Here is an 11,830-nt window from a genome sequence, read left to right on the forward strand (position 1 = left end):
AAATTTAGAAGGTGTAAACGACTTCTAGTTTGTAATCTTTTAAAGCTTTTTTGGCCTGTTCTAAATTTTCAGTAAACCCAAGAATATAACCTCCTCCACCTGAGCCACAAAGCTTTAAATAATAATCATTGGTTTCAATTCCTTTTTTCCAAAGTTTATGAAATTGTTTTGGTATCATAGGTTTGAAATGATCCAAAACCACGTTGGACAAATGTTTGATATTACCAAAAAGTGTTTTGAAATCTCCTTCCAAAAAGTTCTCTACACAAGCATCTGTATGTTTTACAAACTTATCTTTAATAATATTTCTAAAACCTTCCTGCTTCATATTATCCATAAAAATTTTTACCATTGGTGCAGTTTCGCCAATGATGCCACTATCTAGTAAAAAAACAGCACCTTTACCATGTTTACTTTGCGAAGGAATACCAGCTGGCTCAATATTGTCTTTAGAATTGATAAGAATTGGCAAACTCAAATAGCTGTTTAATGGATCAAGACCAGATGAACTGCCATGAAAGAAAGATTCCATTTCGGAGAAAATCGTTTTAAGTTTCAATAATTTTTCTCGCTGTAAATTTTCTAAAACTGTAATTTTATTGAAGGCATATTTATCATAAATCGCTGCTACCAAAGCTCCGCTACTTCCAACTCCGTAACCTTGCGGAATGCTGCTATCGAAATACATGCCATTTTCTAAATCGGCTTTTAAGCTTTTCAAATCGAAACTGACTAAATCTTGATGTTTAGACTGAAAACTGCCTAAATAATCAGCAAATCTTTTCAACTCACGGTTGGATTGGATGGCTTTTTCATCGGGAGTTTCATCAACTTTTAAAGCGCCGTTGTAAAAATTATAAGGAATAGATAAGCCTTTAGAATCTTTGATGATACCATATTCACCAAACAAAAGAATTTTTGAGTAAAACAGAGGTCCTTTCATAGATATAACTTAAAGCAGATTAGCATTTTTCAATATGCAAAGATTAATCATTTTGGAATGATATTCATTCATTTAAATGAATATTTTTTTCTAGTTAAATTAAAATTTACCAGTCCATTATATTACAAATTTACAAAATATTGTTTATTTAATTAAACAAAAACATTTAACAAAATCATATTTTCACATAATCTTTTATAAAACTTTGATTTTGACAAAAATATTTAAGTTTTTGTTCAATTAAATCCAAAACTTTTGATTCAGAAGATTTTGGATATAGCAAGTGAACATTCGCACCTGCATCTAGAGTAAAACCGACTGGTGTCTGAGTTTCTTTTCTAAACGCCCAAATTGCATTGATGATTTCCAACGTATTCGGTTGCATCAAAAGAAAATACGGCTGACTTGTCATCATCATAGCATGAAGTGAAAGCGCTTCGAATTCTATCAAATTGATAAAAGACATTAAATCCCCAGATTCAAAAATAGCTTTGATTTTTTCAATATTATCATCCGCTTGTTTGAATCTTTGTGATGCGAAAGGATGATTATGCATCAAATTATGCCCCACGCTACTACTCACTTCTTTTTTTCCTTGATCTACTAGCAAAATTGTATCGCAAAATGATTTAAAATTATCATGAACTTCGTATGGATAGTCTATTCCATAAAAATTTGAACTATTTTCTATTGATGAATGTTCACCCCAAACCACCAAGCCACCATTTGTGCTTCGGCTTGCACTACCTGAGCCTAATCTCGCTAAAAATGATGCTTTTTGAACTAAAAAATCTTCTTGCAAATCAACAAATATGTTTTGTTCCATCTGTAAAATACATTTAGCCAATGCTGCCATTCCACTTGCAGAAGAAGCGATACCGCTACTATGAGGAAATGTATTTTGTGTTCTGATTTCAAATTTGAAAGATTTCAAAAAAGGTGCATATATTTCAATTCGCTTCAGAAAAGTCTTGATTTTAGGTTTAAAATCTGGTTTGAGGTAGTTATTGAAATAAACTTCAAAATGAAATTGGTCGTCTGCTTCAATTTTCTCCAACAAATGAACCTCAGTTTTAGTTTTGCATTCATTCAAAGTAAAACTAATAGAAGTGTTGGTTGGTAACTGTTCACCGTGTTTTCCCCAATATTTCACCAAGGCAATATTACTTGGTGCTTCTGCTTTATAACAGCCTAATTTTGGCAAAAGTGAAGTGTTTTTGAAAATGAAGTTTGATGATTGCATACTAAAGTTTTGAACAAATATAATGAAAGACTGAATTTTTGACCCATATTGCTTTAATCAAAAAATATTAATATTTTGCTGAAAATCATAACTCATGAAATCAAGACTTGCTATAAGAATTATCATATGTATTTTGATTTGTCTAGGCGTGGGCTTTTTGGGTTCTATTGCTACACAAACCAGTATAAATACTTGGTATGTAGAACTGAACAAACCAAGTTTCAATCCCCCGAATTGGATTTTCGCCCCAGTTTGGACATCGCTTTATATCTTGATGGGGATTTCCGCTGGAATCGTTTGGAGTCGGGGTTTACACCACCTTTGGGTTAAAACTGCTTTGTATCATTTTGCATTTCAACTTATTTTGAATGCGATGTGGTCAATAGTATTTTTTGGATATCAATCTCCATTACTTGCATTTCTAGTCATTTTAGCCTTATTGATTTTGATAATAATCACCATCAAATGGTTTAAGGTTGTTAACAACTTAGCTGCATACCTGCTAATTCCTTATCTTATTTGGGTTATTTTTGCAGCTATTTTGAATTTTGAAATTTGGCGATTAAACTGATTTTAAATCGTTCCCAAAGCATACAATTGATCTAGATTTGGCGTCTTGCTTCCACCTTCTGGTTCCAAAGTAATTCCAAAACCTTCGGTGTCTGGAATATCCTGGAGTTTGAAGATTTTATTTTCAGAACTAGGAGATTCTGCTAAAAGACCTACACTTGTAGGAGTAAGCGGTTCCATTTTTAGAGACCACACTTGGTAAACCATGCCTTTAGGTGGTTCTGGTAATTCTGTGACATCCAAAATCAATTCGTTATTTTCATCAGAATAAAAAGCTACAGCCCTGGTATTTGGTGCATTTATTTCATTTCCTGGAAGAGTTACTTTACGGAATTCAGGTGATTTTATGTTTTCTAAAATATCTTGTAAGTAATTCAGATTTTGTTCTGTAGAAACTACTTCAACTTTTTTATCATTCAATTCAGATTCCACAACCTGTATTTCAGTTTGCAAATCTTGGTTGAGTTTCAGTAACCATAGCACGCCTCCAAGTAAAAGAATAGCGGCTGCCCAACCAAAATAACTGTAATTTGAGGTTACAATTTTGACTTTCTTATTGGATTTTTTATCTATATTTTGCAGCACTTTTTGTTTTAAACCCTGATTTAAACCAGGTGAAACTAAACCTGACAATTCCATTAAAACAGTTTCTATAGCAACAACTTCACTTTGTAAATCCGGATTTCTATTGACAACTTTAGCAACTGCCAAATGCTCGTCCTCAGGCAAAACGCCGTAAACGTACAATTCTAACAATCCAGAGTCTAAATAATCTTCAGCTTTCATTATTCTATTGATTTTCTAAGTGAGTTTAAGCAATTTCTGTTTCTTGACTTGACTGTACCAATTGGCACATCCAAGGTTTCTGAAGCTTCTTTTTGTGTGTAGCCTTTAAAAAATAAAAGGTCAATAATCTTCACACACATCGGCTTGAGTTTTTGAACAAATTTTTCTAGTCCAAAACCTTCACTCTTCCGATCCAAATCTTCACTATCTTTAATGAAAAATGAAAAATCATCAAAATCGGAATTTTTCATTTTATTTTTATAAGCTTTCGATCTTACTTTATCGATTGCTGCATTCCTTGAAATATTCAACAACCAAGTAAAAAAACGTCCTCTATCTTCAGAGTAAGATTCTGATTTTTCCCAAACTTTTATAAATATATCTTGTACTACTTCTTCAGCAATTTCCACATCATTTACAATATTGTAAACAATACCATGGATATTTTCAGAATACATGTCATATATTTGAGAAAAAGCGACTTGATTTTTCTGCTTCATTTGAGAAATTAGACCGTCTGGTTGCATAAGGAAATTTTCTCTAAATCTACTTAAATAATTTAAAACGGCAAATTATAGATTCAATTCAGGTCAAAAAGATTTCTCATTTTTTATTTTCGAAAATTGAACATTAAAGATTATTAAAAAAGGAGACTGAAACTCATGAAGCTAACAGCCTCCTTACTATCAACAAAAAACAACCAAAACACAAATCGTTTCAATCACTTTATTCAATATTATTTACGAAAAAAATATAATTAAGGTTCATTTTTTTGAAATGGAATTGATTTTACTTCGACTAAACATGGAAAACTGTACTTTTGTGCGCTATGAATCGTATTCGTGTTATTATTCCTGCTTTCAACGAAGCCGATGCCATCGTTTTGGTAATCCGAGACATTCCTGATTTTGTAGAAGAAATTATTGTGGTGGACAATAACTCCTCAGACAAAACCGCTGAAAACGCGAAAAACGCAGGTGCAACTGTTCTTCATGAACAAAACAAAGGCTATGGTTTTGCTTGCTTAAAAGGTATCGATTACATTAGGAACCATTCAAAAAAGACTGATATTATTGTATTTTTGGATGGAGATTATAGTGATTTTCCTGAAGAGATGAAAAAAATTGTTGCTCCTATTATAGATGAAAATTTTGATTTTGTGATAGGCGCTAGAGTAAATTCCAAAAGAGAATCTGGCGCAATGACTTTCCCTCAAATTTTTGGTAACTGGCTCGCTACAAATTTAATGCGTTTATTTTTCAATGCTAAATTTACAGATTTAGGACCATTTAGAGCAATAAAATTCGAGAAACTTTTAGCTTTGAATATGCAAGACAAAACCTATGGATGGACGGTAGAAATGCAATTGAAAGCCTTAAAACAAAATTTATCTTACACTGAAGTTGAAGTGAAATATAGAAACAGAATTGGCACATCCAAAGTATCGGGCACTCTAAAAGGTGCTGTTATGGCTGGAATAAAAATTCTATTTTGGATTTTCAAATATACATTTAAATGATTTTAGATTACGTTGTTTTATCAATCTATGCTTTGGCATTGTTAGCTATTTTTATTTACAGTTTGGCACAACTAGAACTGATATTAAATTTCAAAAAAGCAAGTAAAAACAAAAGAATTGAAACTTTCGAAACGCTGGAAACTTGGCCAAAGGTTACAGTTCAGTTGCCACTCTACAATGAAAAATATGTTGTAGAACGACTTTTAAAGCATATTTCTGAGTTGGATTATCCCAAATCTAAACTAGAAATTCAAGTTTTGGATGATTCTACAGACGAATCTAAATTGCTTACCGAAAGTCTGACTCAAAAACTGAAGGATCAAGGTTTCAATGCCAAATATATTCACAGAATCAATCGTGAAAATTTTAAAGCAGGCGCTTTAAAAGCTGGTTTAGAAATTTCAGAAGGTGAATTTATTGCCATTTTCGATGCTGACTTTATGCCAAATCCAGATTGGCTGAAACAATGCCTTCCTCATTTTGAAAATCAAAATATAGGCGTGGTCCAAACACGCTGGGGCCACGTCAATAGAAATTATAATTTACTAACAAAAATTCAAGCCTTCGCATTGGACTTTCACTTTTTAGTGGAACAAGTTGGACGACAATTCGGTGGTCATTTTATCAATTTTAATGGTACGGCCGGCATTTGGCGGAAAACTTGCATTATAGATGCAAACAACTGGGAAGGCGATACACTTACCGAAGATTTGGATTTAAGCTACCGTGCCCAACTGAAAGGCTGGACTTTCAAATATTTGAAAGACGTGGTTACACCTGCAGAATTACCAATTGTACTGAGTGCAGCCAGATCTCAGCAATTCCGCTGGAATAAAGGGGCAGCGGAAAATTTCAAGAAAAACTTCAGAAAAGTATTCAAACACAAAAAATTATCTTTTTCAAATAAAATTCAAAGTTTTTTTCATTTGCTGAATTCTAGTATGTTCTTGGTAATTTTAGTCGTGGCTGTATTAAGTATTCCTGTGTTGTACATAAAATTTCAGCAACAAAATCTAGATGTTGTCTTTTTTATAATGGCTGCATTGGGAAGCAGTACATTAATTTTTATTTGGGGATATTGGACAAGCTACAAGGCTATTTATGGCAGTGGAATTTTGAATTTCATGAAGTTTTTAGGACTTTTTGTTTTATTTTTTTCAGTAGCAATGGGTTTATCTTTGCATAATACTTTGGCGATTTTGGAAGGACATTTCAATAAAAAATCAGATTTTATAAGAACGCCAAAATTCAATATTGAAAACAAAAAAGATACTTGGCGAGGTAAAATAGTGACCAGCAGAAAACTGTCTTTAATAAATTTCATGGAAGTTTTACTGATGCTATATTTTATTTTTGGACTGTATAGCGCATTCGTTATTGAAGATTTTGGGCTGATAATTTTCCATTTAATGTTGACTTTCGGTTTTGGCTTCATTGCTTTCAAAACCTTATTCTTCAAAGTATGAAAGCCTTTTTGAATCATAAAAGTATTCAAGTCTCAGCTATTTTGCTTCTGGCTTGTGCTTACGTCATAATAGGATATTTTACTGAAAGACATAATTTTATTCAGCTTTTCGGTCTTTACACTTTGGCTTTTATATGTTCGGTTTACTTATTCAAAAGTAAATTATCTCTAAGGTTTTTAATCGGTGTCGCTTTTGGTCTAAAACTAATTGTTTTGTTTACCATACCAAATCTGTCGCAAGATTTTTACCGCTTCATTTGGGATGGCATGTTGACCGCCAATGCACATAATCCATATTTGCATAAACCAGTAAATATTATTGATGAAACTTTTGTTGAAAAATTTGAAATCAGCAAAATTCTATTTGAAAATATGGGTGATCTCAGCGCCAATAATTATTCGAATTATCCACCATTTGCCCAATTAATTTACGCCTTGTCTTGGCAAATAGCGGGAGAGAATATACTACTGAATGCCATCACCTTAAGACTTTTCAACATTTTTGCTGAAGTTATAATCTTAATTTATGGCTTAAAAATTCTAAAAACAATCAATCTACCAAAAAGACACATTTTGATTTTTATTTTGAATCCTTTGGTGATTATAGAGTCGACAATCAATCTTCACTTTGAAGTGGTAATGATTGCTTTTCTGATGGTTGCGATTTATAAACTCTCCCAAACTAAATTGACATCAGCAGCCACATTTTGGGCTTTTTCGGTGGTTTCCAAATTGATGACCTTAATGTTTTTGCCTTTGCTGTGGAGTTTTTTTAGACACCTAAAATCAAAGATAAAACCTACATTCAAAACTGACCTTAGTTTTTATATTTTACTCAGCATTTTTATCATTGCGAGTTATATGCTGTTTTTTGACGAGGAATTTTTGGATCATTATCAAAATAGTTTAGGACTGTATTTCAATAATTTTGAATTCAATGCAAGTATTTATTATGTTTTGAGATGGATTGGGTTTCAAATTGTAGGCTACAACCTGATTGCTGTTTTTGGAAAAGTTTTAGCAATTTTGACGTTGATTTTTGTGCTTTGGTTGAGTTTTAGAAAACGAAAAATCAATTTAAAAACACTTCTGAAACACATGCTTTTTGCATCTACCGCTTATTATTTGCTTTCTACAACAGTTCATCCTTGGTATTTGCTGTTACCATTATCAATGAGCATTTTTACCAAATATAAATATATGTTGCTTTGGTCTTATTTGGTAATTTTAAGTTATGCAGCCTACGAAATAGATACTGTAAACGAAAAAAGCCTACTAATCACAATTCAATATATAATTGCGATCGTAAGCTTATGTTTAGAAATTTTTTCTAAATCGCTTAAGCGATATTATTATCGTGCTTTTTCATCAACAAATAACCGCCAATAGCTACTCCACCGATAAGGCCTAGCCATATTTGACTATCAATTGGTGCTTCAGGGACATCAGTTGTATTATCATCTGCATCACCTGGTGTACCAGGAAGTCCGCCTGGCTGAGCATAAAAAGAAAAGCTCATAGCTATAAAACTAAGCGATAAAATTATTTTTTTCATATTATGGTATATTCTTAAATAATATTACAAATGTAATGAAATTTCATTTCTAATCTTTACATAATAATTGCTAAATATTCATTTTAATTGTTTCCAAACGTTAAATTATATTCAAAACACTGGAATTCAGCCCTGAAGAGTGCTAAAAATTGAAATTATAACTAATATTTTCTTTACTTTTGAAGTTACTTACTAACTAATCCTACTCAAATTATGAGACTATTAATTTTATTTCTAGTGTCAATTCAGTGTGTTTTTGGACAAGTCAAAAACGATTTGGACAATAATATTTCTGTGGAAGTTTCCTCAGAAAATGAATTTTTAATCAACGGCAAATCTGTCGATTTTGACAACATTAGCCAATTTATTTCAAATTACATTTCACAACATTCTGATGACAAAAATTTCGATCCTTATGTTACACTTATAGCTAATGAAAACACAAGCGGCGAAACGATAGATCATCTTAAAAATGCCATCAAAAAAACCAGTATTAAAGTTCTGAATCTTCAACGCCAGGTAATCGATCGCTATAATGATGGGCAAGAAGTCAATGATGAAACCCTGAAACAATATAATACTTTGGTGAAAGATTGGGAAAATCTTTCTGAAGAAGCTCGATATTACAGACCTTCTGAATTGAAATTTGTAGCCTCAGTCAGCAAAAGAATGACCTTTGATCAGCGAATTAGAAATGAAAAACTTCCGAGTTACTTACCTATAGTTAAGGCTGAACCAATTAAAAATGATTTGAGTTCTGAGAAAATGAAGAGTTGGAAAACAGATGAAAATATTTTGGTTTTCCATAAAGGCCAACAACTTTCTAATGAAACTCTAAGTTCATTAAAAGTAGATGACTTTTTCGGATATAGACTAAAGAAAAGAATTATAGATGAAAAGCGCAAAATTATTATTGAGTTGATTAATCATAAAGAAAATTCAGATTCAATTTCCTTTTAACCGCATCCAGAGTTCTTTCAATAATTTCTTGCCATCTTCAGGAGTTTTAGGTTCTTCCTGTATTTCTATACCTTGTTCAGTTGCTACGAGTTTATAGGAAAATGCAAATTTCGTTTGTGTTGTATCCATACTTATTAAGCCAAATCGCAAATCGTTCAAATATAAATTTTCATTTTTCTTTGTAATTGTATACCAGCCCTTAGTAACATCTTTCAAACGCTCCAAGTTTTCAAATTGGGACAAATGAGAAATCTTCTCATGATTTTTAGGAAATCGTCTAAAAGAAATTGGTTTGCTATCAAAGAATGAATATTCACCAATCAAAAACGCTGATTTTGTCTTCACATTAGCTGACCAAAGCAATGTATTGAAAGCACTTGGTCTTGTATCCATTTCGATATAATTGATGTTTTGGTTTTCTAAAGCGGATTCAAACTTTTGATAACCAATAAATTTTAGGAATAAAGAAATCAACAAATAAAAAGTACTCACATACAATCCCAATCGATTTATTTTTCTTCGCTTTGGATGGCTTTTTTTGAAACGCATGGCGAGAACAAGACAAGTCAAAAATGGTAAAGTGTAAAGCGGATCTATGACAAATATTGACTTGAAAGCCAGACGATATTCAAATGGCCAAAACAATTGTGTTCCCCAAGTCGTAAACATGTCTAACAAAGGATGTGTGAACAAGCACCAAAACATCATCCAAGTCCAATTTTTGAAATTAGCATCGGAATGAATCTTAGACAAAACGTAACCCAAGATTGGAGATAATAATATAGCAAAACCTATAGAATGCGAGAAACCACGATGAATTTCTAAAGCTGTGACCGTATCAAAAAAGTTTCCGACAATAATATCCAAATCAGGTATCGTACCAGCAATAGCGCCATAAACAATTGCTTTGTTGCCGACTTTCCTTCCTAAAGCTGCTTCACCAACCGCTGCTCCCAGCACTATTTGAGTTAAAGAATCCACTAAGTTGCGACGAGTTGAATGGTTTCTTTATGCATTTGTCTTAAAAGTATCGTTTTATCCTTCTCTATTCTTGCAATAGCTTCATCATCATAATGGCGAATAGTGAATAATGACACTCCTTTTTGGTAGGTGACTTTAAATTTCGCTTTTAAAATTTCAATGAGTTTGTCAACGTTTTTAAATTTATTATCAACGCACACAGAAAAACTAATGGCAGAATTTTGAATCAAGTCAACTTTTACTTGATGTTTATGAAATAAAGCAAAAACTTCACTAATATTTTCTTCAACGAAAAATGAAAAATCTAAAGTTGAAAGCGACATAAATACCAAGTTTCTTTTAACGATAAAACAAGGTAAAAGTGGATTTAGTAATTTACCTTTTCCAACTTTAGTTCCTGGATTTTCGGGATTGTAAAAAGATTTCACGAACAATGGAATTTCTTTTTGCTGCAAAGGCTGAAGCGTTTTTGGATGAATAACTGATGCGCCGTAAAACGCTAATTCTATAGCTTCTTCATATGAAATCTGTTCAAGCAAAGTTGTGTTTTCAAAAACATTAGGATCGCCATTTAGCACGCCTTGAACATCTTTCCATATCGTAACATTTTCAGCATTCAAACAATATGCGAAAATTCCGGCAGTGTAATCAGAGCCTTCCCGACCCAGTGTTGTCGAAAAATTATTTTGATCTGAACCTATAAATCCTTGTGTTAAGCTTAATTCGTCTGGATTGATATGTTTCAGGATTTTTTGCTGAGTATTATCCCAATTCACTTCGGCATCGCGATAAGTATCATCCGTATATATCAAATTTCTGCAATCATGCCAAGAATTTTCTAAACCTACAGATTTCAAATAATAGCTAATAATACTAGTGCTGATTAGCTCACCAAAACCAACGACTTGATCATAGACAAAATCATAATTTGGTGATTTATTTCGGTCGAAAAAAATGCTTAGTTCGTCGAAAAAATAATTAACCTTAGTATACGCAGGATTATTTTTATCCTCAAAAAGTTCATCTAAAATATCGTAATGGGCTTTTTTGAGTTCAGCAATCGCAGCGGAAAAATCTTTGTTTTTTTCAAAATATAAATCAATAATGTATTCTAAAGCGTTGGTGGTTTTGCCCATAGCTGAAATCACAACAACCTTTTGTTTAGGACCAGTAGTTTTTAAAACTTTTGCAACATTCCTAACACCTTTTGCATCTTTGACCGATGCCCCACCAAATTTGAAAATCTGCATATTCTTAGTTTAGTTTTTTAATTGAAATTTTTAATTTGATCTTCATCCAATTGGACTGTTCGCCAATCTTTGAATACTTTTGCGCCGTACTTTTCATAAAAACCAATAGCGTCGATGTTCCAATCCAAAACCACCCATTCTACCCGTTTTATCTTCTGAGTTTTAGCATAAATTACAACAGCTTCAAAAAGTGTTTTTCCAATGGATTTGCCACGCATAGATTTGGTGACGATCAAATCTTCTAAATGAACCGTTTTACCTTTCCAAGTTGAAAATCGTGAATAAAACAAAGCCATTCCAACAACTTTCTGATCGACTTCAGCTACAAAGCATTTGAATAAAGGCGAATCACCAAAACCATAGGTTTTCAAATCTTTTACAGAAATTTTGACAGCGTCTGATTCTTTTTCAAAAGCAGCCAACTCCTTGATTAAATCTAGGATTTGAGGTAAATCTTCAGGAGTAGCAAAACGAATTTTAAAATCCATAACCTTTATTTTTGGGGTAAAAATAATCAAGATGAAATTAAAAAGCCTCAGTTTATGAAATCGATAATGT

The 11,830-nt window shown here is 32.4% G+C and carries 13 protein-coding genes; 5 read left to right on the plus strand and 8 right to left on the minus strand.

The genetic code is table 11. The features are described from left to right. Positions 1-4 precede the first annotated feature (4 nt). Positions 5-943: a mevalonate kinase family protein gene (locus EIG86_RS12480; protein ID WP_127846513.1), complete on the minus strand. Its 939-nt coding sequence runs from the start codon at positions 941-943 to the stop codon at positions 5-7. Between the two features lie 175 nt (positions 944-1,118). Further along, positions 1,119-2,186 (minus strand): diphosphomevalonate decarboxylase, encoded by a 1,068-nt coding sequence (gene mvaD / locus EIG86_RS12485; protein ID WP_127846514.1) that lies wholly within the window; start codon positions 2,184-2,186, stop codon positions 1,119-1,121. Positions 2,187-2,280: 94 nt separating this feature from the next. Between mvaD and EIG86_RS12490 the strand changes: the two genes are divergently transcribed. Further along, entirely contained in the window at positions 2,281-2,757 is a 477-nt protein-coding gene (locus EIG86_RS12490; RefSeq protein WP_127846515.1) for a TspO/MBR family protein, read from the plus strand. Between the two features lie 2 nt (positions 2,758-2,759). On the opposite strand, the gene EIG86_RS12495 is transcribed toward EIG86_RS12490, so the two are convergent. After that, positions 2,760-3,542: an anti-sigma factor gene (locus EIG86_RS12495; protein WP_127846516.1), complete on the minus strand. Its 783-nt coding sequence runs from the start codon at positions 3,540-3,542 to the stop codon at positions 2,760-2,762. Beyond that, a complete protein-coding gene (locus EIG86_RS12500; protein WP_127846517.1) occupies positions 3,542-4,069 on the minus strand; it encodes an RNA polymerase sigma factor in 528 nt (175 codons plus the stop codon). The genes EIG86_RS12495 and EIG86_RS12500 overlap by 1 nt, the downstream gene beginning before the upstream one ends. A 302-nt stretch (positions 4,070-4,371) precedes the next feature. Between EIG86_RS12500 and EIG86_RS12505 the strand changes: the two genes are divergently transcribed. The 3 genes from EIG86_RS12505 to EIG86_RS12515 are packed head-to-tail and all read left to right on the plus strand — an operon-like array spanning position 4,372 to position 7,915. Then, the gene (locus EIG86_RS12505; RefSeq protein WP_127846559.1) at positions 4,372-5,061 is read left to right on the plus strand and encodes a glycosyltransferase family 2 protein; all 690 of its coding nucleotides are present in this window, start codon (positions 4,372-4,374) and stop codon (positions 5,059-5,061) included. Then, positions 5,058-6,527, plus strand: coding sequence for a cellulose synthase family protein (locus EIG86_RS12510; RefSeq protein WP_127846518.1), 1,470 nt, complete (start codon positions 5,058-5,060; stop codon positions 6,525-6,527). Before EIG86_RS12505 ends, EIG86_RS12510 begins: the two co-directional genes overlap by 4 nt. Continuing rightward, positions 6,524-7,915, plus strand: coding sequence for a glycosyltransferase ArnT-like protein (locus EIG86_RS12515; RefSeq protein ID WP_127846519.1), 1,392 nt, complete (start codon positions 6,524-6,526; stop codon positions 7,913-7,915). The genes EIG86_RS12510 and EIG86_RS12515 overlap by 4 nt, the downstream gene beginning before the upstream one ends. Here EIG86_RS12515 and EIG86_RS12520 read toward each other — a convergent pair. After that, a complete protein-coding gene (locus tag EIG86_RS12520) occupies positions 7,866-8,045 on the minus strand; it encodes a hypothetical protein (RefSeq protein ID WP_127846520.1) in 180 nt (59 codons plus the stop codon). The two genes, EIG86_RS12515 and EIG86_RS12520, sit on opposite strands and share 50 nt — an antisense overlap. 249 nt (positions 8,046-8,294) lie before the next feature. On the opposite strand from EIG86_RS12520, the gene EIG86_RS12525 reads away from it, so the two are divergent. Next, the gene (locus EIG86_RS12525; protein WP_127846521.1) at positions 8,295-9,041 is read left to right on the plus strand and encodes a hypothetical protein; all 747 of its coding nucleotides are present in this window, start codon (positions 8,295-8,297) and stop codon (positions 9,039-9,041) included. Here the strand turns inward: EIG86_RS12525 and EIG86_RS12530 are convergent. The 3 genes from EIG86_RS12530 to EIG86_RS12540 are packed head-to-tail and all read right to left on the minus strand — an operon-like array spanning position 9,027 to position 11,760. Further along, a complete protein-coding gene (locus tag EIG86_RS12530) occupies positions 9,027-10,022 on the minus strand; it encodes a metal-dependent hydrolase (RefSeq protein ID WP_127846522.1) in 996 nt (331 codons plus the stop codon). The two genes, EIG86_RS12525 and EIG86_RS12530, sit on opposite strands and share 15 nt — an antisense overlap. After that, the gene (locus EIG86_RS12535; RefSeq protein ID WP_127846523.1) at positions 10,022-11,272 is read right to left on the minus strand and encodes an aspartate kinase; all 1,251 of its coding nucleotides are present in this window, start codon (positions 11,270-11,272) and stop codon (positions 10,022-10,024) included. The genes EIG86_RS12530 and EIG86_RS12535 overlap by 1 nt, the downstream gene beginning before the upstream one ends. Before the next feature lie 17 nt (positions 11,273-11,289). Continuing rightward, on the minus strand, positions 11,290-11,760 hold the full coding sequence (locus EIG86_RS12540; protein WP_127846524.1) for a GNAT family N-acetyltransferase: 471 nt from the start codon (positions 11,758-11,760) through the stop codon (positions 11,290-11,292). Positions 11,761-11,830: the final 70 nt, after the last annotated feature.

This window comes from Psychroflexus aestuariivivens (assembly GCF_004010055.1).
Taxonomy (GTDB): Bacteria; Bacteroidota; Bacteroidia; order Flavobacteriales; family Flavobacteriaceae; genus Psychroflexus; species Psychroflexus aestuariivivens.

Excerpts from the sequence above, each read along its gene's own strand:
- EIG86_RS12540 (WP_127846524.1), bottom strand. The coding sequence starts at position 11,760 with ATGGATTTTAAAATTCGTTTTGCTACTCCTGAAGATTTACCTCAAATC.
- EIG86_RS12500 (WP_127846517.1), bottom strand. The coding sequence starts at position 4,069 with ATGCAACCAGACGGTCTAATTTCTCAAATGAAGCAGAAAAATCAAGTC.
- EIG86_RS12525 (WP_127846521.1), top strand. The coding sequence starts at position 8,295 with ATGAGACTATTAATTTTATTTCTAGTGTCAATTCAGTGTGTTTTTGGA.
- EIG86_RS12510 (WP_127846518.1), top strand. The coding sequence starts at position 5,058 with ATGATTTTAGATTACGTTGTTTTATCAATCTATGCTTTGGCATTGTTA.
- EIG86_RS12495 (WP_127846516.1), bottom strand. The coding sequence starts at position 3,542 with ATGAAAGCTGAAGATTATTTAGACTCTGGATTGTTAGAATTGTACGTT.
- EIG86_RS12505 (WP_127846559.1), top strand. The coding sequence starts at position 4,372 with ATGAATCGTATTCGTGTTATTATTCCTGCTTTCAACGAAGCCGATGCC.
- EIG86_RS12520 (WP_127846520.1), bottom strand. The coding sequence starts at position 8,045 with ATGAGCTTTTCTTTTTATGCTCAGCCAGGCGGACTTCCTGGTACACCA.
- EIG86_RS12480 (WP_127846513.1), bottom strand. The coding sequence starts at position 943 with ATGAAAGGACCTCTGTTTTACTCAAAAATTCTTTTGTTTGGTGAATAT.
- EIG86_RS12515 (WP_127846519.1), top strand. The coding sequence starts at position 6,524 with ATGAAAGCCTTTTTGAATCATAAAAGTATTCAAGTCTCAGCTATTTTG.
- EIG86_RS12490 (WP_127846515.1), top strand. The coding sequence starts at position 2,281 with ATGAAATCAAGACTTGCTATAAGAATTATCATATGTATTTTGATTTGT.
- EIG86_RS12535 (WP_127846523.1), bottom strand. The coding sequence starts at position 11,272 with ATGCAGATTTTCAAATTTGGTGGGGCATCGGTCAAAGATGCAAAAGGT.
- mvaD (WP_127846514.1), bottom strand. The coding sequence starts at position 2,186 with ATGCAATCATCAAACTTCATTTTCAAAAACACTTCACTTTTGCCAAAA.